Here is a 24465-nt window from a genome sequence, read left to right as displayed (position 1 = left end):
TTTTAGTGCGCCGCCTCTTCGGCGGCCTCTTCGCGATTGAAGTCATCGCTAGATGCAGCCGGCGCTTCCACCACGCGCTGGTCGCGGCGATACGCCTCGAACAGTTCATCGGCATAACGAATCTGCGTGCGGCCGTGCGGCGCGGGTTCGCCCTGCTCGTTCAGATTGACGAACACCATCTTCTCGACGGTCAGAATGCTTTTACGCGTGATCTTGTTGCGCACTTCCGCGCGCAGCGTGATCGACGTGCGCCCGAAATGCGTCGCGGCGATGCCGAGTTCGATGATGTCGCCCTGACGCGCCGAACTGACGAAGTTGATCTCCGACATGAACTTCGTCACGACGCGCTGGTTTCCCAGTTGCGAGATGGCGTAAATAGCGGCTTCTTCGTCGATCCAGCGCAGCAGGCTGCCGCCGAACAAGGTGCCGTTCGGATTCAGGTCTTCCGGCTTGACCCATTTGCGAGTGTGAAAATTCATTTGCGCTTCCTTTGCGTTCCTGCGGCGACGCATGCACATGGTATCGCCGACTTAAGGGTTTTCCCCTAATTATACTGATTTAAGGGTTAACCCGCAGAAAGCAAGGGGACTTCAAGGCAATGAAGAACAAAAGACACATTCAGGCGAACGACAGCGTCCCGGCCTTTTCGAGCGCATGACGCGCCTGAACGAGCGTCGCGCGGGCCGCGCGCGCATCGGATGCGAGTCTCAGCATCGCGCCCAGCTGCGACGGCTGGCGCGCGAGTTCGCGCAGAATCGGGCCGATGGCGGTTGTTCCGTCGTCGCGCAAGCCGGCGGTCGCGGCGGGCGGCAAGGTGCGCCACGCCGGATCGACGACCGCGCGGCACACCGCGAAGGGCAAGCCGCGCGCCGTCGCGATCGCCCCGGCGATGTGCGATTCCATATCCACCGCGAGCGCGCCCGTCGACGAATACAGCGACCGCTTTTCCGCCTCGCTCTTGACCGGCTCGCCGACGCCCGCCATCGTGCCGCGCCGCGTGATGCGCGCGAGCGGCGTGCCCGCGAACGCTTCGACGATGCGCGCCGACCACGCTTCGTCGGTCGGCTGCGCGCCGAACGGTCCGCACACGCTTTGCGCGACGATCAGCGCGCCCGGCTCAAGGTCCGGCGCGAGCCCGCCCGCCGTCCCGAAGCTGATAATGCCCGAGCAGCCGCGCGCGACCGCATCGGATAATGCGCGCTCCAGCCAGTCCGCGCGCGCCGCGAACACGACCTCGACGCCGCGTCCGCGCACGATCTTCGCCTCGAACGCCATGCCCGTCACCGCGACGACCGGCACGCCGCCCGAAGCACGGGACCGCGCGACGAACGGAGCGCGCGGCCCGCTCACATGCCCACCGTCACGCGCGTTTCGCCTTCGCGCGTCAGGTTGCGATAGCGCGCGAGCGCCCACAGCGGGAAAAATTTGCGATAGCCGTGGTATCGCAGATAGAAGACGCGCGGGAAGCCCGTCGCGGTGAAGCGCGTTTCGTCCCACAGGCCGTCGCTCACCTGCGTGCGCACGAGATACGCGATACCCCGCGCGACCGCCGGATGCTCGACGAGACCCGCCGCCATCAGCCCGAGCAGCGCCCACGCCGTCTGCGACGCGGTGCTCGGCGCCTGTTCGTAACCGCGATAGTCGAGCTTGTAGCTCTCGCCGTCCTCGCCCCAGCCGCCGTCCGCATTCTGAATGCCGATCAGCCATTCCGCGCCGCGTTTCATGCGCGAATCCGAAGGCGCGACGCCGGCTGCGTTCAGCGCGCACAGCGCCGACCAGGTGCCGTAGACGTAGTTCATGCCCCAGCGCCCGTACCAGCTTCCGTCGCGCTGCTGATCCTTCACGATGTAGTCGAACGCGCGGCGCGCCGGCTCGCTGCTCGCGGGCGTTTCGCCGAGCTGCGCGAGCATCGAGAGACAGCGGGCGGAGACATCGACGGTCGGCGGGTCCAGCAACGCGCCGTGATCCGAGAACGGAATGTTGTTCAGGTAGTACTGCGTGTTTTCCGGCTCGAACGCGCCCCAGCCGCCGTCGCTGCTCTGCATGCCGACGACCCATTCGCGCGCCCGCGCAATTGCTTCGGTGTACATGGCCGTGCCGTTTTCGCGATCCGCGCGCTCCATCGCCATCGCGACGACGGCGGTGTCGTCCACATCGGGATAATGCGGGTTCGCGAACTGGAACGCCCAGCCGCCCGGCCGCACGTTCGGGCGGCGCAATACCCAGTCGCCGCGCACATCGAGAATCTGCAGCGGGCGCAGCCATTCGAGCCCGCGCGCCACCGCCGCGCGCGCCTTTGGCAAGCCGGTTTCGAGCAGCGCGTGCGCCGCGAGCGACGTGTCCCACACCGGCGACAGACACGGCTGGCAGTACGCTTCGCCGTCGTCGGCTTCGTCGATGACGAGCAGCTTGTCGATCGATTTGCGCGCAATCGCGCGGTTCGGATGCTCCGGCGGATAGCCGAGCACGTCGTACATCATGACCGAGTTGGCCATCGCCGGGAAAATGGCGCCGAGGCCGTCTTCGCCGTTCAGCCGTTCGTCGACGAAACGCACGGCTTCGTCGATCGCGCGTTCGCGGCCGGCCTTCGGGAACGCGCGGTCGGTCGCGCGCAGGATGGCGTCGGCCACGCGGAAAAACGCGAACCAGCCGCGGCTTTGATGCCCCGCGCGTTCCGGCATGCCGGTGTTGACGGGCGGATCGCGGAAGACTTCGTCGATGCGCACGCCGCGCGGATTGCGCGCCATCGGGCGCTTCGCGTTCAGCACGAGCAGCGGCACGATCACGGTGCGTGCCCAGTACGACACCTTCGACAAGTGGAACGGGAACCACACCGGCAGGCGCATGATTTCGACGGGCATCATCGGCACCGCGCGCCACGACACCACGCCGAAGAGCGCGAGCAGGATGCGCGTGAAGACGTTGACCTTCTCCGCGCCGCCGGCGGCGAGAATCGCGCGGCGGGCGCGCTGCATGTGCTCGGCGTCGGGGGAATCGCCGATCATTTTCAGCGCGAAGTACGCCTTCACCGTGGCGGAGACGTCCATCGCGCCGTCGGTGAAGAGCGGCCAGCCGCCGTCGTCGAGCTGGATGCGGCGCAGATAGCGGCCGATCTTCACTTCGAGCGTTTCGTCAGCGGTTTCGCCGAGATAGTGGACGAGCAGCACGTATTCCGCGGGAATCGTGGCGTCCGCTTCGAGTTCGTAGAGCCAGTAGCCTTCGGGGTTTTGCGCCGCCAGCAGCGCGTTGGTGGCCTCGGTAACGGCGTGGTCCAGCGCGGCGTTCGACACCGGCGCGCCCACGGCCGACGGAGATAAATCGTTCATCAGCGTTCCATCGATGGGTTCATCAGCGCATCCGCGGCCTTCTGGCCGGAGCGGATCGCGCCTTCGATCGTCGCGGGCAGTCCGGTCGCCGTCCAGTCGCCCGCGAGTGTGAAATTGGGCCAGCGCGTGCGCGTCGCGGCCCGCAAGCCTTCCTGCGACGGCACCGCGGCAAACGTCGCGCGTTCCTCGACGACGACCTGCCACGGCGGCGTCGGCGCGCCCGGCATGCGCACGGCCTTCGCGATTTCCTGCCAGACGCTCGCCGCGATTTCTTCGTGCGGCGTGCCGAGCAGGCGGTTCGCATCGGCGATGACCGCCGTGAGCCGGCCATCGGTCGCATAGAGCCAGTCCGCCGCGCCGTTCACGAAGAACGTCATGCGCTCCGAGCCGACGAAGGCGATCGGCACGTCGACCGCGAAATGCACGGTCACGATCGCGTGGAATTCGTCGGGCGCGGCCACGTCCGGCACAAGCCGGCGCGCGGCGTCAGGCGTCACCGCGAGCACGACGCCATCGCCCGGATCGATCGCGACGGGATCGCCCGCGTGCTCGAAAGCGAGGGAGCTTACCCGTTCCTTCGAATCCGTGCCGGAATAGCCGATGCCCGTGATGCGCGCGCCCAGCCGGATGTCCGCGCCGCCGTACTGCAACAGCCGCAGCGCCGGCTCGACGAACGCGTGTGCGAGACCGTTTTTCGCGACGAGCGGCCGGCACGCCTGTCCGCCTGCCGCGAGCGTTTCCCGCAGCAGGTTCGCGGCGAGCGTCGCGCTGGCGTCGGCGGGATCGGCGTTGAGCATCGTGCGCAGAAGCGGCCGCGCGAGCAGATTCCAGACGCGTCCGCGCGCGTGCAGCGTTTGTTCGACGGTGCGGCCGGGCTTCGCGAAAAAGAGCGGCAGCAGCGCGAGATAGTCGGCGGGCTGCGTGGCGGGCACGCGCGCGTCGGCGTCGAAAATCCAGCGCGGCACGCGTCCCGGCGACATGCGGACGGTCCATGCCGCGCCGCTTTGCGCATCGAAAAACGGATATTCGGAATGCGTCGGCCCGGTGAGGCTGTCGGCGGAACCGATCGCCCGCAGATAGGCGAGCGTCGAATGATTGCCGGACAGCAGCAGATGACTGCCGTTATCGACCGTGATGCCGAGGCGTGCGTCGAAATAGGAGCGGCTGCGGCCGCCGGCGTAGGGCGCGGCTTCGTACAGCACGACGCGTGCGCCGCGCCGTTGCGCCTGCACTGCGGCGGCGAGTCCGGCGAGGCCGGCGCCGACGACGAAAACCCGCCGGGACATCAGAACAGATTACGCGCCACGATCCACAGCAGACGCGCACGCGGCGTGCGCACGCGCGTGCGCGGCAGGTCGAAGCCGCGTTTGAGATTGGCGTCGAGCACCGTCCGATACGCCGCCGACATGATGCGCGGCGCGCGGACTTCGTGGCGCGGCGACGCGGCCATGATGGCGTCGGACTGCGCGTAGTGTCCTTTCGCGCGCTCGGCGAGCACGGCACACACGCGCGGCAGGCGCGCATCGCCGACGATGGCGGCCGGATCGCTCGTGGAGATGCCTTCGCGCGCGAGCAGTTCGCGCGGGAGATAGACGCGGCCGATGGCGGCGTCTTCGTCGATATCGCGCAGGATGTTGGTGAGTTGCAGCGCGCGGCCCAGATGATGCGCGAGCCGGCGGCCGGCGTCCTCGTGCATCCCGAAGATTCTCACCGACAGCCGGCCGACGGCGCTCGCGACGCGGTCGCAGTAGAGGTCGAGCGTGGCTTCGTCGGGCGCGACGATGTCGCAGGCGGCGTCCATGGCCATGCCGTCGATGACGGCGTGGAAGTCGTCGCGGGAGAGCCGGAAGGCGTGGATGTGGCGGGTGAGCGGTTCGAGCGAGCGCTTGGGCGCGCCGCGGTAGCAGGCGTCGATGTCTTCGCGCCAGCGTTCGAGCGCGAGTGCGCGTTCGCGGCGCGGCAGCGTGCCTTCGTCGGCGATGTCGTCGACTGCGCGGCAGAAGGCGTAAATCTGGTACATCGCGTCCCGCTGCGCAGCCGGGAGGATGCGCATGGCGAGATAGAACGAACTTCCCGACGATGCCTTGGCGGCGTCGGTGGTGGATTCGTCGGCGATGGTGTTGGAAACGGCCAAGACGGACTCCGCTGTGGCGCCCCCAAGGGCAAATTAAGAGATCCGGCGCCGGGTTTCGACGATCCGTGGAGCGCGCGGAACGGCGTGGCGCTGAAAGGAGATGGGCGTTTGCAATCGCGCTTATCCCTTGCCGGAGCGGCAGAGAGTATACCAATTGTCGGGGCTTGGCGCGGACGGGTTTTTTATTGCCCCTTCTCGGGGCGGGGTGCTTCTTAATTCTTTCTGGTGCTTATTTTCGCGTCGGTCCATTTGGCTGCCCCTTCCCGGGGGCGGGGTGCTTCTTAATTCTCTCTGGTGCTTATTTTCGCGTCGGTCCATTTGGCTGCCCCTTCCCGGGGCGGGGTGCTTCTTAATTCTTTCTGGTGCTTATTCTCGTGTCGGTCTATTTGGCTGCCCCGCCCCGGGGAGGGGCGTGCTAATAGACCGACGCGAAAAAACGAAGCAACGCCCGCCTGGCAAAGGCAAAGGCAAAGGCAAAGGCAAAGGCAAAAACCTAAGCGAACCCGACCGAGCGATCCCGCCCGCCCCGCTTGGCGGCATAGAGCGCGGCGTCAGCCTCATTGATGAGTGCCTCGTACGAAGTAGTAGCGCCACGCCGCGCACAGGCGGCGCCGACGCTGGCGGTGACCGGCACCCGTGCCCCCTGTACATCGATCGGCGTTTCGCCAATAGCGCACCGCACCTTTTCCGCGACGATCATCGCATCCTCGAGATTCGTGCACGGCAACAGCAAGGCAAACTCCTCGCCGCCAAACCGCCCGAACACGTCCTGCACACGCACGGCCGCGGCGACGCGCGCCGCCATCACGCGCAGCACCGTGTCACCGACGAGATGGCCAAGCTCGTCATTGATGCGCTTGAAGTGATCCAGATCGAAAAGCAGCATCGACAGATCGCCGTCATAACGCTGCCAGCGCGAAAACTCATCACGCAGACGCAGCTCGAAATAGCGCCGGTTCGCTATGCCCGTCAGCCCGTCGCGATCCGCGAATTCCTGCAGCTTCGCCACCGCCTCGTCGCGGGCGCGCTGCATCATGCTCGCGTGAGTCGCATCGGAAATCGTCACGCACACCGCGCGCACCTCGCGCTCGTGCGTGAGCGGCATGAACGTGCAGTCCTGCTGCATGAAATCGACGCCGCCCGTGATCGGCCGGTCATGATCGAACTTGAACAGATACGGCCGCTGCTCCCAGGAACTGAACGCGAAACTGCCGAGCTGGAACACGCTCTCGACCTTGCGCGTCAGCCACACACGCGGCAGCTCCGGAAAGCTCGCGAAAATCGATTTCCCCGCGACCTGCTCCGCCGTCTTGCCGCTGTGATCCGCCATGAAGCGGTTCCACATCAGCACGTTCAGATCGCGATCGAGCACGAAAATGCCGAAGCCCACGCGCTCGATCACCAGTTCGCTCAGCACATGCCGCAGTTCTTCCATGTCGATGCGGCTCAGAGACTCGACAGCAGCGCATCCAGCGCTTCGTGCAGATGCGGGATCGCGTCCTCGGCCATCAGCATCACCAGATGCGCGCGAAAGCTGTGGTCCTCCAGCGCGAAATTCACTTCGAGCAAAAGCGCGGTCTTCCACGCGAGCATCGCGGGCTGGAAGACTTCATCGAGCGCGAGTTCCAGACCGAGCATGCCCGGCGGCGAAAAGATCGGCGCGCGGCCAAGCTGCTCGAGGATGCACGACACGCACGCGCCCATGAGCACGGTCGCGACGTCGAAAATCAGCTCCGTGCGCGTGGTCGCCTCGTAGGCCGACTTCGGATACGGATCGTCGACGAGCGCGCAAAGCTGATCCACGCTGCCGCTCTTGCACAGCACGATCGCCTCGCCCTTGATGTCAGAGCGAAAGCCCTGGCGCACGGCGGTCACGGCATCGGTGATGCCGGTCATCTGGCTCAGCGCCGCCGACGCCTCCGACACGCCCACCACGCGCACACGCGGCACCGACAACTCGATGAACGTGCCGAGCAGCTTCGACAGGCGCGTCGCGGCCTGGCCCATCGCCATGTTGGCGACTTCCTGCAGCGCGTCGCGCTGTTCTTCGTTCAGGGCGGGGTCAACCATGGAGTCCGTACTCCTTCAGGACCGGACGCAGCGCTTCGGACGTCACGGGCTTCGGCAGAAAGGCAATCGCGCCGAGCGCGCGCACGCGCTCCTGCGCCATCGGCTGGACATCGGCGGAAACGACGATCACGAACGTGTTCAGGTCCTCGTGCTGCAGGGCGTCGAGCACCTGATAGCCGGTCATGTCCGGCATCGTGAGGTCGAGGAACATCACGGATGCGCGGCCCGCCCGGTACAGATCGAGCGCCTCGCGGCCGTTCGTCGCGTAGGAAATCTCGACGTTCCAGTCCTCGGGCAACGCGCGCGTCAACACCTTGCGGGCGAGCAGGGAATCATCGGCAATGACAATCGGCAAAGGCATGGTCGGTCGGATGGATGAACGTTCGGGCCGAGAGCCGTCATGACAGACACGACATGCTCTCGCATGTGTTTACGGCGCCGCCGCAGCAAACTTTATGGATGGGTGCGAATACGCGGCGCTTGCGTGGTCTTTCGCCGATGCGGCGCGGCGCCGGATGTCGTTTGGCGTCATGGCATTGCCCCGTGCGTGGTCCGCGCGACGGCTCACGCAGATCGTTGGCCTTAGTTCCTGCGTGCGCGTACGCCGCAAGCTGTTTTATCCCGATGGACGCTCTTAGGGCGTATAAATCAGAGGATTCCATTGTCGGCCTAAGAAGATGCGCAAGCAACTCGTCAGAACGCAAAACAAGGATAGAACCGCTCACATTCATGCTAAACAGCAATCGAATCACACTCAAACAATCATCGGCTGCGCGTTTCGTCCTTTTGTGTACGTTTGCGCTTCCGATAATCTCGCTAACTCTCCCGCCCGCACGCGCGTTCTTTCGCCGGCTGCGCGCCGCGCAATCGACACTCGGTATGTTTCGTGCTTGCGGCAGACCTTTACCCCGACGCATCGTCGCCCGGCCTTGTCGGCACGGGCAGCCCGAGCGCCGCATGAGTAAAGTTTTCCACTTCGCTGCCAAAGATGACGCTGCAACGTGAGGAACACGACGCCGGACTCACCTCCGAGCACAGGCCGGAAGAGCCGCCTTTTCCCGTCGTTCCCGAAAGAAACTTCGCCGCCCAACGCCTGACGCTGTACGCGTTGCTGATCGCGGCCGTCGTGCTTCCGTGCGTGTACGTCGCCGTGACCGCGATCTCCGACTTTCACGCCCGCGAAGCCGCCGCGTCCGATACCGTCGCCCGCGACGCGCGCGTGGCCGAAGAGCACGCGCTCAAGGTCTTCGATCTGAACGTGACGCTCAACGAGCGCATCGTCGATCTGCTCGGCGACCTCGATCCCAACGCGATTCACCGGCAGGACGTCATCCTCCACGAGCGCATCGCGGAGATGATCGGCGCGTATCCGCAAGTCGCGGCGGCATCCGTGTTCGGACCGGACGGCCAGCTGCTCGCGACGAGCCGCGCCTGGCCGACGCCGGACATTTCCGTCGGCGATCGCGACGATTTCATCGGCCTCAAAAACACCAAGGATCTCGAGCAGATTTCGCGCGTGATGATGGGCAGCGTCGCGAAAGAGCGCGTGTTCAACACGGCGGTCGCGCGCCGTGCCACGGACGGCCGCTTCACCGGCATGGTGTCGATCGCGCTGCGGCCGGCGTACTTCAACGCGTTCTATCGCGAATTGCTCGGCGACAACCCGACGATCTCGCTCGGCCTCGCCCGCGCGGACGGCGAAGTGCTCGCGTGGTATCCCGAGCGGCCCGTGACGCGCATGTCGCTCGCACCCGATTCGCCGTTGCGCGCCGCCTATCGGTCGGGCGCGCGCAGCGGCGTCGTGAAGATGCTGTCCGGCCTCGACAACCAGTTGAAGATCGTCGCGTTCCGGCGCGTGGGCGCGTATCCGGTCTATGTGTCGAGCGGCTACCCTATTTCGACGATCTGGGACGAGTGGTATAGGCACCTGAGCGTGCTGGCGCTGTCGATCCTCGCGCCGTGCATCGTGCTGTGGGGCGTGATCGGCCAGTCGCTGCGGCGGCTCGCCATCGAAGAGGAAGCGTGGGAGCGCTGGCAGGCGGAAGCGTCGATGCGGCGCTCCATCGAATCCGCGTACCGCCAGGCGCGCAAGATGGAAGCGCTCGGCAATCTCGTCGGCAGCGTGGCGCACGACTTCAATAATCTGCTGATGATCGTCTCGACCAACGTGCAGATCGCGAGGCGGCGCGGCCCGCTCGGCCTCGACCGCGAACTTTCCGCGATGGAACGCGCGCTCAAGAGCGGCCAGTCGCTGACGCGCCAGTTGCTCGGCGTCGCGCGCAAGCAGCCGTTGCGAAGCGAAGTCATTGCGTTCGGTCCGTGGGTGTCGGCCGCGCGCGAACTCCTGCGGGCGTCGCTGGGCGCGAAGGTCGCGCTGAACGTCGAAGTGGCGGCGGACGTCGGCACGATCCGCGTCGATCCGGCTGAATTCGAGCTTGCGCTCATCAACGTCGCGGTGAATGCGCGCGACGCGATGCCGAGCGGCGGCACGTTCACCGTCCGTGCGGACAACGTGCGCTTTCGTCATGAAGATGGTTTTCCGCTGACCGGCGACTTCGTGCAGATCACGCTCGAAGATACCGGCGTCGGCATGAATTCGGACGTGCTCGGGCGCGCGTTCGAGCCGCTTTTCACGACGAAGCCCAAAGGCATGGGCACGGGCCTCGGCCTGCCGCAGGTCTTCGCGTTTTGCGAGCGCGCGGGCGGGCTCGCGACCATCGACAGCGCGATCGGCGCGGGCACTTCCGTGCGGCTCTATCTGCCGCGCGCGAGTGCGACGGGCGCGCCGGACAGCGACGCCGACCAGGCCGCGGCGAGCCCGCCTGAAGCGGACGGCTTGCGCGTGCTGCTCGTGGAAGACAACGAGGAAGTCGCGGCCGGCACCGAAGCGCTGCTGACGATGATGGGCCACCACGTCACCTACGTCTTCAACGCCGATACCGCGATGTCGATGCTCGAAGCCGCGTCGCCGGTTCCTCCGTTCGATGTGATCCTGTCCGACATCCACATGCCGGGACATCTGAACGGCATCGATCTCGCCGAACGCATGGAGCGGTTCGAGCCGCGCGTCCCGGTGATTCTCGTCACCGGCTACGCGGAAGAACTCGATCGCGCGCGACAGGTCGATGCGCGCGTGCTGTCGAAACCGTTCGACATCGCGCTGCTCGATTCGCTCTTGCGCGGCATCCGCGAAGGACAGACGGCGCGCCCGGTCGACCGCTGATCGCAGTTTTGCATCGCGCTTTTGTAAAAGCGCCGCCGGCGCACGTTCCGCGCCGCTCCGTTCGTCAAGCGCCTGCCACCCGGCACGCCGGTTGCGTGTTGCATACGCACGTGCGGCAATCGAGCGGTGCCGACTTAGGAAATCCGCTCAAGCGAGAGGAGGCGACCATGCGACACACCGTCATTGGAGTATTCGATACCTACGCCGAAGCCGAGGATGCGCGCGCGGCGCTGATGAGCGCGGGCTTCGCGCGTACCGACATCGAGTTGCAGGCGAACCCGAAACGCGACGACGCCGCCGTGCCGTCCGCCGCGCCCGACGCGGAAACGCACGCGGAGCCGGGCGTGCTCGCGAACATCGAGCGCTTCTTCAGCATGCTATTCGGCGGACGCGATCAGCCGCCCGAAGTCGCGCATTATTCGGAAGCCGTGCGGCGCGGCGCGGTGCTCGTCGCCGTCGATACCGCGAGCGAGGAACAAGCCGAAATCGCCCGCGCGACGCTGTCGGATCGCGGGGCCATCGACATCGACGAACGCGCGGCGAGCTGGTCGACGCTATCGCACGGCGCGGCGACGCCTGCCGCGAGCGACGACCGCGATCATTCGATTCTCGATGAACTCGGCCTCGGACGCGGCAGCGGCGTGCCGGGCAAGGCGCCGGTGAACGAGCCGCGCGACACGTGGCCGCGCGCGCGGGCGTATCCGCGCTCGGATGTCGGCGATCCGGCCGTGGCGCCGCTTTCCGGATCGATGTCCGATCCGCTCGTCGATCCTGTCGGCGCGCCGCGTGTCGAAACGCCCGCGCGCACCGATCCCGCGACGGTGACATCGCGCGATTACGTGAGCGATCCCGCCGACGATCCGCTGATGCCGCACACGCGCCCGCAGCGCGATACGGCCGAGCCATCGAGCGTGCAGTACGAGCAGGTCGAAACGAAGCGCGCCACCGGCACGGCGACCGATCCGCTGGCGGGCCGCGACCCGGTCACGGGCCGTGATCCGCTCGCCACGACGGGCATGGACCCGCTCGGCGGCACGCCTGCCGACCCGCTCGCCGTCCGCGATTCCGTCGACGCCGGCAATACGCTCGGCCGCAACGATCCGCTCACCGGGACGCCCGCCGATCCGCTGGCTTCGGGCGCGGAGGTCGGCGGCATGTCGAACGAGCTGGAAGGCGCGAGCCGGCGCGACACGCTCGGGAGCGCGAGCAAGGATCCGCTCTCCCGCACCGATCCGCTGACCGGCACGCCCGATCCGCTGGCTCCCGGCGCGGAGACCGGCGTGGGTTCGGGCGTGCGCGTCGATCCGCACACGGACTGGCGGCCGATCGAGTCCATCGAGCCGCTCAGCACGCTCGACGAACCCGCGAAGCCGCAGCAGATGAACATGCAGAATCCGTCGCAATCGCAATCGCAGTCGATGCCGGCGATGGGCGCGTCGGGCGATCCGATCGGCACGTCGGCGGCATCGCAGGCGGCCGTTCCGCTCGGCCCGCGCACGACGCCGAACGAGTACATGGAGTACGAGGAGGACTTCCGCGCGGATTACGACGCTCGATATGCCGCGACCGGCGAGCCGTACGAGGACTATCAGGGCGCGTATCGGTACGGCGCGACGCTCGGCAACGACGACCGTTTCCGCAGCCGCGCATGGGACGATCAGATGGAGTATGAAATGCGCCGCGAGTGGGAGACGCGGCATCCCGAAGGCGATACGTGGGAGCGCTTCAAGGCGGCGATCCGTCATGGATGGGATCGCGTGACGGGGCATCATCACATTTGATCTGACTCCCCGTTCATCGACGACACGGCCCGCTCTCGCGGGCCGTTTTCATTGGGTCACGCGGCGGCGTAGTTGCGCACCCACGCGACGTACTTGTCCATGAAGTTTTGCAGGTACTTGCGCGTGTCTTCGCTGACGATATTCCCGCTCGCGTCGATACGGCTCTCGTCGTGCTTGATGTACATCTCCGGCTGGCCGAGCAGCGCGATGTCGAGATACGCGCACACGCCCCGCAGATGCGATTGCGCGATGGCCGTGCCGATCGCCCCCACCGACGTGCCGATCACCGCGCCGGGCTTGCCGCCCCACGCGCTTTGTCCCCACGGGCGCGAACCCCAGTCGAGCGCGTTCTTGAGCACGCCGGGAATCGAGCGGTTGTATTCGGGCGTGACGAAGAGCAGGCCGTCGGCTTCCGAGACTTTCTGCTTGAGGGTGCGCGCGGACTCCGGGAAATCGCTGTCGTAGTCCTGGCTGTAGAGCGGCAGGCCGCCGATATCGATGTGCTCGAACGTGAAGTCTTCCGGCGCGAGCGTTTCGAGCGCGTGCGCGAGCTGCTTGTTGAACGAACCCTGCCGCAGGCTTCCTACCACCACCGCGATCTTGTAGGCCATGAGCTGTTCTCCGTCGATGAAAGTGAGTGACCCGCTGCCCGCTCTTCCGGGCGCGAGGAGACATCATATTCGTAACGATGAAAGCGCGTGACCCGACGCGGATTTGAGCGATTGCACCTATTTTTGTGATGAATCGCGCAGTCCAGTTCGTGCCGCGTGAATACTCGGTTTGCGGCCAGCTATCCCCAAGTTTATCCACAGAATCTGTGGATAAGTCGGGGAAAGCGCCGGCGCCGTTCAGTTTTCGATTCATTAGCGAAACAAAGCTGCCGACTGTTCCCCGAACGCGGCACGAAAACGGCCTGTTTTTACTGCCCGAAAAACACGTTGCATTGCGATGCCGGGCCCTGGCAGCTCGACGGCTGCTGCGACTCTGCCGCTTGCGCTGCGCCGGCAGCGGCAAAAAGGGCGACGGATGCGATGAGAATGGAAAGAATGCGCTTCATGTGACACCTCCTGAGGTTCGTTCGACGATCATTGCCGATCGGTGAGCGAACTTTAGCTATGGAGCGTCCGCATAAAAAGCACTGAAACCTGAAGTTATCTTTGTTGTCGACGTAATAATCGGTTCACGCCGCAGAAAGCGCCAAGCAATGGCGCCAAGCAAAGCGGCGCCCCATTCCTCCAAACCGAACAACAATGTGTTGGCGCAACCGGCGTTTCTGCCGGACGGGATTCACCCTAGACTCGTTGCCAAGCGTCAACCGGACGTAAGGCACACAAGGAGTCCACCATGAATCGCTCGCTCACCATTGGCATCGTCGTATCGGCGCTTCTCGCGGCTGCGCCTGCTTTCGCTCAATCGACGTACGGCGCGAAGTCGCGCGCGGAAGTGAAGGCAGAACTCGCGACTGCGCGCCGCGCCGGCGATCTCGACCCCATCAATCAGTTGAGCTATCCGCAGTTGCGTCCGTATCAGCAACGGCATGCCGAGTTGCGTGCCGATGCGCGTGATCGCGCGGCTCAGTAAGCATCGAACGAGGCAGTCGAACGGCCCCTCCACCACCGTCGGATAGAAGGTGGTTTTGCCCGGCGTCATGCGCGCCGGGTTTTTTTGCGCGATTCAGAGCATCACGGCCAGACAAAGCGTCACCGTGATGAGCGAAAGCACGGTCGAAAAGAGAATGGTGCTCGACGTCACGCTTCCGTCGCGCCGATAAAACTCCGCGAGCATGAACGGCCCGGTGCCCGTCGGCAGCGCGCTCAGGATCACCGCGGTTTTCGCCCAGAGCGCCGGCAACGGGAAGACGTGAACCGCGAGCCACCACGTCAAGAGCGGCTGCGCGATCAGCTTCAACGCGACGAGCACGCCGGTCGTGCGGGCATCGTGCGCCTCGCCTTTCGCGCCGAGAAAAAGCCCGAGCGCCACGAGCGCGCACGGACTCGCCGCGCCGCCGAGCAGTTTGATGAGCGTCTCGCCGCCCTGCGGCACCGTCAATCCGGACGCGTTGAACAGCGCACCCGCGACCGGCGCGACGAGCAGCGGATTCTTGCCGAGCGACTTCGCGACGCGCCACAACGTCGCGCCGATATGCTTCTCCGTCTGCAAGCCGAGTTCGATCAGCACGATCGCGACGCCGAAGAGCACGCACACGGTCAGAATCGTCGCGATGACGGCGGGCGCGAGCCCTTCCTTGCCGAACGCGAGCAGACACAGCGGCAAGCCGACGAAGCCGGTATTCGGATAGGCCGCGTTGAGCCCGTCGATGCTGGCGTCGGCGAGCGAACGCGACTGCATGCGCCGCACGCCGAGCGTCATCGCGAAAACCGCCGCCGAGCCGATGCCGAAGACCGCGATGAACGCGGGCTGATCGAGCATGGCGAGCGGCGTTTTGGCCATCGTGTCGAAAAGCAGCGCGGGCAGCGCGAGATACACGACGAAGCGATTCAGCTCCGATGCCGCCGCCGGCCCGAGCTTGTCGAGCTTGCGGCACGCATAGCCGGCGAAGATGAGACCGAAGACCGGCAGGATGATGGAGAAGAGCGGAGCGAGAAGCGCTGAAACCGGCGATGACATGTGAGCGTTTGCGGGACGCGAAAGGAGAAGAGCGCAAGGATACCGGCGATCGCCAAGGTGAGAGCTTTCGGGAGCCGCGCGACGGTGAGCGTGTGATGGCGATGCCGCCTCACTCATCTGCATCGCGAAACATTAAGAAGCGATTGCAAGTGGTTGATGCATAACGTTTCGTCCATCCGGCGCGCGATTGCGCCACGCTCGCGATTCACGTGATGACGCAACGTCAAGCATGCCCAAGTCGTTTTGCGGTGAGACGATACGGGAGCCGTCTGAAAGGCGCAGTTTGTCGATGCATGGAGCACGGCGCGGCCAAAGGTGAGAACTTTCGGGAGGCGCGGAACGCCACTTGCTCCCCAAGCCGTCCCAACGGACGCAAACAACACGCGAACATCGATGAAATTGAAAAGACCTTGGACCTACGGCGCGACGGCGCTCGTCCTGCTCGGGGGCATCGGCGCGCTGGCGGCGTATGCCTCGCAGAGCGCGAAGCAGCGCGGCAACGACCACGTGCCGAAACCGTCGAAGGCCGTGGATCTCGATCGCTATCTCGGCCACTGGTTCGAATTCGCGCGCTACGAGAATCGCTTCGAACGCAATTGCGAAGCGGCCACCGCGAACTACGCGCGTCGCGAGGACGGGCTTATCTCCGTCATCAACGCGTGCCGCCAGGGCAGCCTGTCCGGGCCGTATCGCGCGGCAGAGGGACGCGCGAAGGTCGTCGCAGGCTCCAACGGCACGAAGCTGAAAGTGTCGTTCTTCGGGCCGTTCTATGTCGGTGACTACTGGATTCTCGATCACGCCGACGACTACACGTGGTCCATCGTCGGCGAACCGTCGGGGCGCTATCTATGGATTCTGACGCGCGAGGCGCGCCCATCGGCGGAACTGCGGCGCACGCTGCTCGCTCGCGCGAGTGCGCTCGGCTACGACGTCACGATGCTGCGCGAAACGCAGCACGGCTGAAGCGCGTTCAGTTCGCCTTGCACGCAAACAGCAGCGCGTTCTGATTGTTCTCGCTCGATTGCTCGAGCGCGTCGTAGCCGCTCGGGCATGCGACTTTCGCGTTGTCGGCGCACAGTCTCCAGCCGCCATACGCAGGGCAGGTGACGAGCTGCGTGGGCCGGCCATCGGCGGAAAAAAGCGGCGGCGCGCTGCTGCATCCGCCAAGCGCCAAGGCGCCTGACGCGCCCGCCGCGAGCATCACGAATAGGCCAGTTGCTTTGCCGAGCTTCATCCCGCACCCCTTGTTTCAGGTCGTTATTTTTGATTCCGATGGATTTCGCGAGTATGCCACGCGCAGCGTTCGCGTCGATTCGATCGCGCCATCGCGGCCGATGTCACACGGCGATTCCCAGCGCCGCGATCTTCTTGTACAGCGTCGCGCGCCCGATGCCGATGCGCTGCGCCGCATCCGCGACGCGTCCGCCGCTCGCGCGCAACGCATCGGTAAGAAAGCGCCGCTCGAAGTCGTTCATTGCTTCGGCGTAGGGCATGGACGGCGCGCTTGCATCGGCCGGGGCGGCGAGCGCCGGCAGCGTCGCGGGCTTCGAATCGATGAACGGCGCGAGCGCGCGCGCATCGATATGCTCGCGCTCCGACAGCATCAGCGCGCGTTCGAGCGTGTTGCGCAGCTCGCGCACGTTCCCGGGCCACGCGCAGGACATGAGCAGGCGCAGCGCGTCGTCGTGCAGCACGAACTGGCTGATGTGGCCGGTACGCGCTTCGCCGGACAGCTCTTCGAGAATCGCATAGGCGAGCGCTTCGATATCGCCGAGACGTTCGCGCAACGGCGGCGCGTGAATCGTCAGCACGTTGAGCCGATAGAACAGGTCCGCGCGAAAGCGCCCCGCCGCCACGAGCGCCGGCAGATCCGCCGACGTCGCCGCGATGATCCGCACATCCGCGCGCACGATGCGATTCGACCCGAGCGGCTCGAACTCCTTGTCCTGCAGCACGCGCAGGAGCTTGCCCTGCAAAGGCAGCGGCATGTCGCCGATTTCGTCGAGGAAAAGCGTGCCGCCGTCCGCCAGCTCGAACTTGCCGACGCGCCCTTTGCGTTCCGCGCCCGTGTACGCGCCCGGCGCCGCGCCGAAGAATTCGACTTCGAGCAGTGTGTCCGGAATCGCCGCGACGTTCACGGTGACGAGCGGCTTGGCCGCGCGCGTCGATGCACCGTGGATCGCATGCGCGAGCAGTTCCTTGCCGGTGCCCGTCTCGCCGAGCAGCAGCACGGGCGAATCGACGAGCGCCGCACGCCGCGCCTGCCGCTTCACTTCGAGGCTCGCCGGACTCGTGCCGACGAAACTCGCGAACGTGTACTTCGCGCGCCGCGCCTGCGCGAGCGACTGCCGCGTCGCGATCAATTCCTGCTGCACGCGCGAGTAGTGCGCAAAAAGCGGCGTGAGCGCCTTCATCTCGTCGAAGAGCGCAAAGCCGATCGCGCCGACGGTCACGCCCTGATCGTCCTTCAGCGGCAGGCGCGTGACGACGAGCGGCTCGCGATCCGTTTCGAGCACGTCGAGCAGAATCGGCTTGCCAGTCGCGACGACTTCGCGCATCAGGCTGTTCGGGATCACGGCTTCGCAGTCGAGACCGATGGCGTCGTTCGGATCGGAGAAGCCGAAGCGCGCCGCATAACGCTTGTTGATCCAGACGACGCGAGCGTCCGCATCGACGATGAACGTGCCTTCGCTCGAATTCTCGAAGGTCTTGAAGAGCGATTCCATCGCGCGGCGCAGCACGTCGCCGTAATCCGCGGGCACGTTGATCCAGTCGTTGCGCATAAGCGCCGTCTCCGTTTTTCTCATAGTGGCGACAGCCTATCTCAATATCGAGACAAGAAAAAGCCTGCGACGACAAGACCAGGTGCGAATCGTTGTCTCGATTCATAGACTTTCGCTATCCCGAGACGCATAATTCCGCCACCGATGCCCGCCCGCTGGGCCTCACGGCCGTTGGCACGGAAGCTGCATTCAGCCGCCCGCCGACTGCGCCTTCACAAGAGGCGACGCGGAATCAGTGCAAAAAACAACCATTTGGAGACTCAATGTCGTTCCTCATCGTGCTCGCCGCCCTGGCGTTCCTGATGCTGGCCGCCTATCGCGGATACAGCGTCATCCTCTTCGCGCCGATCGCCGCCCTCGCGGCCGTCCTCCTGACCGATCCCGCCGCCGTCGCACCGGTGTTCACGGGCATCTTCATGGAGAAGATGGTCGGCTTCGTGAAGCTCTACTTCCCCGTCTTCCTGCTCGGCGCGGTCTTCGGCAAGGTAATCGAACTGTCGGGCTTCTCCGAGTCGATCGTCGCGGCGGCGATCCGCTACATCGGCAAGTCGCGCGTGAATGCGGTGATCGTCGCGGTGTGCGCGCTGCTCACCTATGGCGGCGTGTCGCTGTTCGTCGTCGTGTTCGCGGTGTATCCGTTCGCGGCGGAAATGTATCGCCAGAGCAATATTCCGAAGCGGCTGATGCCCGGCGCGATCGCGCTCGGCGCGTTCTCGTTCACGATGGATTCGCTGCCCGGCACGCCGCAGATTCAAAACATCATCCCGACGACGTTCTTCAAGACGACCGGCTGGGCCGCGCCGTGGCTGGGCGTGATCGGCTCGGCGTTCATCATCGTGGTCGGTCTGTCGTTCCTCGAATGGCGACGCCGCTCCGCGATGGCCAAGGGCGAAGGCTACGGCACGTCGCTCGTGAACGAGCCGGAGCGCGTCCAGTCGACGAATCTGCCGAGCCCGCTGCTCGCGATCGCACCGCTCGTGCTCGTCGGCGTCGCGAACTTCGCGCTCACGCGCTGGATTCCGACGTGGTACGGCGCGAGCTACACCGTCGCGCCCGAAGCGCTGCCGGGCGTCCACACGCCGGTTGTGACGGCGATCAAGCCGGTCATCGCGATCTGGGCCGTCGAAGGCGCGCTGCTGCTCGGCATCCTGCTCGTGTTGCTGACCGCGTTTTCGCGCGTGAAGGAGCGTTTCGCGCCGGGCACGCGCGCGGCGGTCGCGGGCGCGCTGCTCGCGGCGATGAACACCGCGTCGGAATACGGCTTCGGCGGCGTGATCGCGGCGTTGCCGGGCTTCCTGGTCGTATCCGATGCGCTCAAGAGCATTCCGAATCCGCTCGTCAACGCGGCAATTTCCGTGAGTTCGCTGGCGGGCATCACGGGGTCGGCGTCGGGCGGCATGAGCATCGCGCTCGCGGCGATGTCGGATGTCTTCGTCAAGGGCGCGGAAGCGGCGCATATTCCGCTGGAAGTGCTGCACCGCGTGGTCGCGATGGCGTCCGGCGGCATGGACACGCTGCCGCACAACGGCGCGGTCATCACGCTGCTCGCGGTGACGGGCCTGACGCACCGCGAGTCGTATCGCGACATCTTCGCCGTGACGGTCATCAAGACGCTCGCCGTGTTCTTCGTGATCGGCGTGTACTACGCGACCGGCATCGTCTGATAACTAAACAAGAGGAAGGCGCTCATGACTCAAACCGCATCGAAAACGCTCGCCGGCAAGACGGCGCTCGTGACCGGCTCGACGAGCGGCATCGGCTTAGGCATCGCCACGGCGCTCGCGAACGCGGGCGCGAATCTCGTGCTGAACGGCTTCGGCGACGTGGCCGGCGCGCTCGCGCAGATCGAGGCGACCGGCGCGAAGGCCGTGCACCATCCCGCCGACATGACGAAGCCCGACGAGATCGAAGCGATGATCGCGTTCGCGAACGAGACCTTCGGCGCGCTCGACGTGCTCGTGAACAACGCGGGCATTCAGCACGTCGCGACCATCGACGAGTTCCCGGTCGATCGCTGGGACGCGATCATCGCGATCAATCTGACTTCGGCATTCCACACGATGCGCGTCGCCCTGCCCGCGATGCGCGCGCGCAACTGGGGCCGCGTGATCAACATCGCGTCGGTGCATGGGCTGGTGGGATCGGCGGGCAAGTCGGCGTATGTCGCGGCGAAGCACGGCATTCTCGGCCTCACCAAAGTGGCCGCGCTGGAAAACGCGCGCACCGGCGTGACGGTCAACGCGATTTGCCCCGGCTTCGTGCTGACGCCGCTCGTGCAAAAGCAGATCGACGATCTCGCCGCGCGGGAATCGCTTTCGGCCGATGCCGCGCGCGCGAAGCTGCTCGGCGAGAAACAGCCGTCGGCGCAGTTCGTGACGCCGCAGCAAATCGGCGATATGACCGTGTTCCTCTGTTCCGATGCCGCGAGCGAGATGCGCGGTTCGGCGCTGCAGATCGATGGAGGCTGGAGCGCGCAGTAAGCGCGCCGGCGGTTGCGGCGTGAGTCATTCCGCCGCATTCCCCTAAAGACTGTAGGGCCATCTGCCGTTATGTCCTTGTAATGCAAAGCGCGCCGCCCGTCGTCCGGCGGCGCGCGCGAATCGAACGCACAAGGACATCATGCGCGACAACCAGCCCGTCACCCAGCAGGAATTCGACTACCCCGCCTCGGAGATGCTCGTCTCCGCGACCGATCTCTCCGGCAACATCCAGTACTGCAACCCGGCCTTCGTCTCCGTGTCGGGCTTTTCGCGCGACGAACTCATCGGCCAGCCGCACAACATCATCCGCCATCCGGACATGCCGCGCGATGCGTTCGCCGATCTCTGGTCGACGGTGCGCTCCGGCCGTGCATGGACCGCGCTCGTCAAGAATCGGCGCAAGAACGGCGATCACTACTGGGTGCGCGCGAACGTCACGCCGGTGATGGAGCACGGCAAGGCGGTCGGTTATCTGAGCGTGCGCGTGAAGCCGAGCCGCGCCGAAATCGACGAAGCCGAAGCGCTCTACGCGGCGATGCGCGCCGGGAATTCGCCGCATCGGCTCGTGCGCGGCGCGCTCGTGCGGCGCGGCATCGCGGGCAAGATCGCGGCGATCGCGCGCATGCCGGTGAGCGCGCGCGTCGCGACGGGTTTCGCCGCCGTGCCCGCCGCCACGCTGGTCGCGGCGGTGGCCGCCTGGCGCGGCGCGCCGCCGCTGCCGTTCTGGATCGCGTTCGGCGCGGGCGCGGCGGTGAGCATCGCGGGATGGCTCGCGCTCTCGCGTCAGCTCGATACCCCCGTGCGCACGATGTCCGGCTTCGCCGCGCGCATGGCCGCAGGCGATCTGACCGCCGACATTCCGGTCGCGCGTCACGACGATCTCGGCGAAGTCCAGCGCGCGCTCGGCCAGTTGAAGGCGAATCTCGCTGCAATCGTGTTCGACGTGCGCGGCCAGATCGGCGGCATGCTCGACGCCGCGCGCGAAATCTCCAGCGGCAACACGGACCTGTCGCGCCGCACCGAATTGCAGGCGGCATCGCTCGAACAGACGGCCGCGACGATGGACCAGCTCACCACGACCGTGCAAGGCAACGCCGACGCCACCGTGCGCGCGCTCGAACTCGTGAAGGAAGCGCAAGCCGCAGCCGACGACGGCGGGCGCATCGCGAGCCAGGTCGAGCAGACGATGGAGCGCATCACGGCGGCGTCGCGGCGTATCGCGGACATCACCGACGTGATCGACGGCATCGCGTTCCAGACCAACATCCTCGCGCTGAACGCCGCCGTGGAAGCCGCGCGCGCGGGCGAGGCGGGCCGCTCGTTCGCGGTCGTCGCAACCGAAGTGCGCGGCCTCGCGCAGCGCTGCGCGGCATCGGCGAAGGAAATCGAGAACGTGGTGGCGACGAGCGTCGCTGAGATCGCGGAAGGCACGAGCCTCGTGTCGCGCACGACGAGCCAGATGCGCGCGATCGACGAAGCGGTCAACCGCGTATCGACGATCATCATGGAAGTGGCGAAGGCGAGCGGCGAACAGGCCGACGGCATCGCGCAGGTGAATCAGGCCGTCGCCCATCTCGATGACTCCACGCAGCAAAACGCCGCGCTCGTCGAGCAGGCGGCGGCGACGGCCACGCGCCTGGCCGAGCGTGCCGTGGTGCTGGACGAAGCGGTGCGGCTCTTCACGGTCGCGCCGGCGCGCGAGCGGACGACGGCGTAGCCTGCAACGGCGCGTCGCTTGGTACTATCGGAGCATTGCCAACGAGGAGTGCCCCGATGACCGCTGAGAACAACCGCGTGGAAGAAGCGCGAGCGATGGAACGGATCGTGAACGCGACGAAGCAGGTGCAAACCGCGTTTCTCGGTTTGCAAAAGCAGTTTCCGCCGGAAGGCGACGGCCGCCCGTCGCAAATGGCGCTGCAGACTTTCGACGCGGCGCTGCAGGAACTGGAAGACGCCCAGGCCGCGTTCGACACCATGCTCAACGATCTCTTCGACGGAAATCGCTGACCGCGCCTCGCGGCTTCGACGCTGTCAGGCGTTGCGCAGCGCCGCGACATCCGCGCGCAAGTCGCTCTGCGCGGCATCGGCGGGCGGCAGGTCGGGGCTGGCCCACGCGACGCCATCGGTGGACTGACGACGCGCGGCGGCCACGGACGCATCGACCAGTTCCTTGAACGACACCGCCGCCGAACTCGTGCGCACGAGCACTTCGCCCTGCAGCGGACTTTCCGCGAACACGAGCCCCACGATCAGTTCCGCCGACGGCGCACGCTGATGCAGCCGGCGCAGCAGATTGCGCAGATACGGCGGCGACTCGGCGGCATCGAACGACACCACGCAGATGATCGTCACGCCGGACAGATCCACTTCGCCGAAGCGCCCGCGCGAGAATCGCTCGTAGCCCGCGAGATCCGCGCCCAGTCCGTGCTTGCGGAAAAGCTGCACGGCGATGGTCGCGGCGAGATCGTCCAGCGCGCTTCTCCCCGCGATGCACAGCACCGACGCCGTATGCCCTTCCGATTGCGCATCGAAGCGCTCGGGCGGCGTCTCGGACGCGATCTTCGCCACATCGTCCGAGGACATCGGGCTCGCGGGCGGCTCTTCCTTGCGCAACACGGCCGGCGCGATATCCTCCGTGTCCTCCAGTCCCTCGATGACGTCCAGCGCCGACTCCTTGATGCGCTTCAACTGGTCGTTCGTCACCACGCCGCGCTGCACGTCGTTGTGCGCGAGGCGCAAGCCTTCGAGCGCGACTTCATCGTAATAAGCGATCAGCGAGCGCTCCTTCAGAAGCGATTCCGCCTGCACGAGCGCCTCGTCCGGATCGTTCGCCAGGAGCCGCTGATAGAAGTTCTCGGCAGGTGTGAGCGCGGGTCGGTCGCCGAATAGCACGTCGAGAAATTCCAGGCGATCCACATGCCGCCCGAGAATCACGAGACACAGCGTGAGCGGCGTCGAGAGCACGAGGCCGATCGGCCCCCAGATCCAGCTCCAGAAAATCGCCGCGACGATCACTGCGAACGGCGAAAGCCCCGTGCTATGCCCGTACAGCAGCGGCTCGACGATCTGCCCGGCCGCGATATCGGTGACGCCGTAGAGCACGATGGTCCAGATCAGCATCGTCCATCCGGGGCCGACCGCCGCCGCGAACACCACGGCGAGGATCGCCGCGATCCACGTGCCGACATAGGGCACGAAGCGCAGCAGCGTCGTCATCACGCCGAAGAGCAGCGCGCCGGGCACGCCGATGATCGCGAGTCCGATCGCGATCACCGTCCCCACGCCCACGTTGATGCCGAGTTGCGCCAGGAAATAGCGCGAGAGGCGGCGCGCGGCCTCGTCCATCGCGGTGGTCGCGCGGTGCAGGTCGCGTGAGCCGAACAGGCGGATCAGCCGGTCGCGCAAATCCTCGCGCTGCAAGAGGATGAACACCGCGACCACGAGCACGATGCCCGTCGTCTCCAGCGGGCTGATCACCGGCGACAGGAAGCGTTGTGCGAGTTCGAGCGGCGTGGGCGTCGGCTCGTGGACTTCGACGGGCATCGGCTGATCGATCGGCGATGCAGCCGGATTGTTCTCGTCGGAGCGCGGCTCCTGCTCGCGCGCGGGCGAAATCCGCTTCAGCGCACGCGATGCGCGCCCGAGGAAGGCGTCGGCGCGGCCCACGGTCATGCGCTGGATGTTGTCGACCTTGCGCTCGACGGCCACCTGATACTTCGGCAGATCGCTTGCAAGCTGTGCCACCTGCGCGCCGATCAGCGCGCCCACTGCCGTCAGCACCGAGAGCGCGATGACCACCGCCACGATCACCGACGGCACCTGCCCGAAGCGCAGGCGTCGCAGAAAATCGACGAACGGCGCGAGCAGAAAACTCAGCAGGATGGCGAGGATGATGGGGATCATCACCGCGCGCCCGAAGTACAGCGCGCAGATGACGACAACGCCCGTCACCAGTGACGCAAGCGCGCGCAGGCCCGGCGCATCGGGCGGCAGGACTTTCGTGGGTGGCCGGCGCGGACCGGGAAGCTGGGGCATGGACA

The 24465-nt window shown here is 66.1% G+C and carries 22 protein-coding genes; 8 read left to right on the top strand and 14 right to left on the bottom strand.

Translation table 11 applies throughout. The features are described 5' to 3' along the window. Positions 1-2 precede the first annotated feature (2 nt). The 8 genes from AWB72_RS18625 to AWB72_RS18590 form a co-directional block, all read right to left on the bottom strand. On the bottom strand, positions 3-479 hold the full coding sequence (locus AWB72_RS18625) for an acyl-CoA thioesterase (RefSeq protein ID WP_040049693.1): 477 nt from the start codon (positions 477-479) through the stop codon (positions 3-5). 139 nt (positions 480-618) lie between these two features. Beyond that, on the bottom strand, positions 619-1275 hold the full coding sequence (locus AWB72_RS18620; protein WP_052449779.1) for a phosphorylase: 657 nt from the start codon (positions 1273-1275) through the stop codon (positions 619-621). Between the two features lie 71 nt (positions 1276-1346). Beyond that, positions 1347-3326 carry a squalene--hopene cyclase gene (gene shc, locus AWB72_RS18615; protein ID WP_040049595.1) on the bottom strand — a complete coding sequence of 660 codons (1980 nt, stop codon included), beginning with the start codon at positions 3324-3326 and terminating at the stop codon, positions 1347-1349. Beyond that, complete coding sequence (gene hpnE / locus AWB72_RS18610; RefSeq protein ID WP_087128434.1) at positions 3326-4612, bottom strand: hydroxysqualene dehydroxylase HpnE; 1287 nt, start codon at positions 4610-4612, stop codon at positions 3326-3328. Before hpnE ends, shc begins: the two co-directional genes overlap by 1 nt. Continuing rightward, a complete protein-coding gene (gene hpnD, locus AWB72_RS18605) occupies positions 4612-5460 on the bottom strand; it encodes a presqualene diphosphate synthase HpnD (RefSeq protein ID WP_040049593.1) in 849 nt (282 codons plus the stop codon). The genes hpnE and hpnD overlap by 1 nt, the downstream gene beginning before the upstream one ends. Positions 5461-5953: 493 nt before the next feature. After that, the gene (locus AWB72_RS18600) at positions 5954-6895 is read right to left on the bottom strand and encodes a GGDEF domain-containing protein (RefSeq protein ID WP_040049592.1); all 942 of its coding nucleotides are present in this window, start codon (positions 6893-6895) and stop codon (positions 5954-5956) included. Between the two features lie 11 nt (positions 6896-6906). Beyond that, a complete protein-coding gene (locus tag AWB72_RS18595) occupies positions 6907-7530 on the bottom strand; it encodes a chemotaxis protein CheC (RefSeq protein ID WP_040049591.1) in 624 nt (207 codons plus the stop codon). Further along, positions 7523-7891, bottom strand: coding sequence for a response regulator (locus AWB72_RS18590; protein ID WP_040049590.1), 369 nt, complete (start codon positions 7889-7891; stop codon positions 7523-7525). Before AWB72_RS18590 ends, AWB72_RS18595 begins: the two co-directional genes overlap by 8 nt. A 627-nt stretch (positions 7892-8518) precedes the next feature. Between AWB72_RS18590 and AWB72_RS18585 the strand changes: the two genes are divergently transcribed. Continuing rightward, entirely contained in the window at positions 8519-10753 is a 2235-nt protein-coding gene (locus AWB72_RS18585) for a hybrid sensor histidine kinase/response regulator family protein (RefSeq protein ID WP_040049589.1), read from the top strand. Positions 10754-10920: 167 nt separating this feature from the next. Beyond that, positions 10921-12534: a hypothetical protein gene (locus AWB72_RS18580; RefSeq protein ID WP_040049588.1), complete on the top strand. Its 1614-nt coding sequence runs from the start codon at positions 10921-10923 to the stop codon at positions 12532-12534. Positions 12535-12590: 56 nt separating this feature from the next. Here the strand turns inward: AWB72_RS18580 and AWB72_RS18575 are convergent, their stop codons facing one another. Both AWB72_RS18575 and AWB72_RS29190 read right to left on the bottom strand, forming a co-directional pair. Then, complete coding sequence (locus AWB72_RS18575; RefSeq protein ID WP_040049587.1) at positions 12591-13145, bottom strand: NADPH-dependent FMN reductase; 555 nt, start codon at positions 13143-13145, stop codon at positions 12591-12593. A 308-nt stretch (positions 13146-13453) separates the two neighbouring features. Continuing rightward, on the bottom strand, positions 13454-13591 hold the full coding sequence (locus AWB72_RS29190) for a hypothetical protein (RefSeq protein WP_167550967.1): 138 nt from the start codon (positions 13589-13591) through the stop codon (positions 13454-13456). A 287-nt stretch (positions 13592-13878) separates the two neighbouring features. Between AWB72_RS29190 and AWB72_RS18570 the strand changes: the two genes are divergently transcribed. Then, entirely contained in the window at positions 13879-14115 is a 237-nt protein-coding gene (locus AWB72_RS18570; protein WP_040049586.1) for a DUF4148 domain-containing protein, read from the top strand. A 93-nt stretch (positions 14116-14208) separates the two neighbouring features. Here AWB72_RS18570 and AWB72_RS18565 read toward each other — a convergent pair whose 3' ends face one another. Then, complete coding sequence (locus tag AWB72_RS18565; RefSeq protein ID WP_040049585.1) at positions 14209-15162, bottom strand: AEC family transporter; 954 nt, start codon at positions 15160-15162, stop codon at positions 14209-14211. A gap of 393 nt (positions 15163-15555) precedes the next feature. Between AWB72_RS18565 and AWB72_RS18560 the strand changes: the two genes are divergently transcribed. After that, positions 15556-16125 (top strand): lipocalin family protein, encoded by a 570-nt coding sequence (locus tag AWB72_RS18560; RefSeq protein WP_040049584.1) that lies wholly within the window; start codon positions 15556-15558, stop codon positions 16123-16125. 7 nt (positions 16126-16132) lie between these two features. Here the strand turns inward: AWB72_RS18560 and AWB72_RS18555 are convergent, their stop codons facing one another. Then, on the bottom strand, positions 16133-16396 hold the full coding sequence (locus tag AWB72_RS18555) for a hypothetical protein (protein WP_084592768.1): 264 nt from the start codon (positions 16394-16396) through the stop codon (positions 16133-16135). A gap of 103 nt (positions 16397-16499) precedes the next feature. Further along, positions 16500-17945, bottom strand: a complete 1446-nt coding sequence (locus tag AWB72_RS18550; RefSeq protein ID WP_040049583.1) for a sigma-54 interaction domain-containing protein — start codon at positions 17943-17945, stop codon at positions 16500-16502. A 263-nt stretch (positions 17946-18208) separates the two neighbouring features. Between AWB72_RS18550 and AWB72_RS18545 the strand changes: the two genes are divergently transcribed. The 4 genes from AWB72_RS18545 (at position 18209) to AWB72_RS18530 (ending at position 22432) form a co-directional block, all read left to right on the top strand. Next, entirely contained in the window at positions 18209-19609 is a 1401-nt protein-coding gene (locus AWB72_RS18545; RefSeq protein WP_040049582.1) for a GntP family permease, read from the top strand. 24 nt (positions 19610-19633) lie between these two features. Beyond that, complete coding sequence (locus tag AWB72_RS18540) at positions 19634-20425, top strand: 3-hydroxybutyrate dehydrogenase (protein WP_040049581.1); 792 nt, start codon at positions 19634-19636, stop codon at positions 20423-20425. Between the two features lie 139 nt (positions 20426-20564). After that, positions 20565-22142 (top strand): methyl-accepting chemotaxis protein, encoded by a 1578-nt coding sequence (locus tag AWB72_RS18535; RefSeq protein ID WP_087128433.1) that lies wholly within the window; start codon positions 20565-20567, stop codon positions 22140-22142. 56 nt (positions 22143-22198) lie between these two features. Next, positions 22199-22432, top strand: coding sequence for a hypothetical protein (locus AWB72_RS18530; RefSeq protein WP_040050611.1), 234 nt, complete (start codon positions 22199-22201; stop codon positions 22430-22432). A gap of 24 nt (positions 22433-22456) precedes the next feature. Here the strand turns inward: AWB72_RS18530 and AWB72_RS18525 are convergent, their stop codons facing one another. Then, positions 22457-24460, bottom strand: coding sequence for an AI-2E family transporter (locus AWB72_RS18525; protein WP_040050632.1), 2004 nt, complete (start codon positions 24458-24460; stop codon positions 22457-22459). Between the last annotated feature and the right edge of the window lie 5 nt (positions 24461-24465).

Origin of the sequence: Caballeronia concitans, from assembly GCF_001544615.1 — a bacterium.
GTDB classification, from domain to species: domain Bacteria; phylum Pseudomonadota; class Gammaproteobacteria; order Burkholderiales; family Burkholderiaceae; genus Caballeronia; species Caballeronia concitans.
Note: the sequence above shows the minus strand (reverse complement) of the source record. Positions and strands in the feature narration are given on the sequence as shown.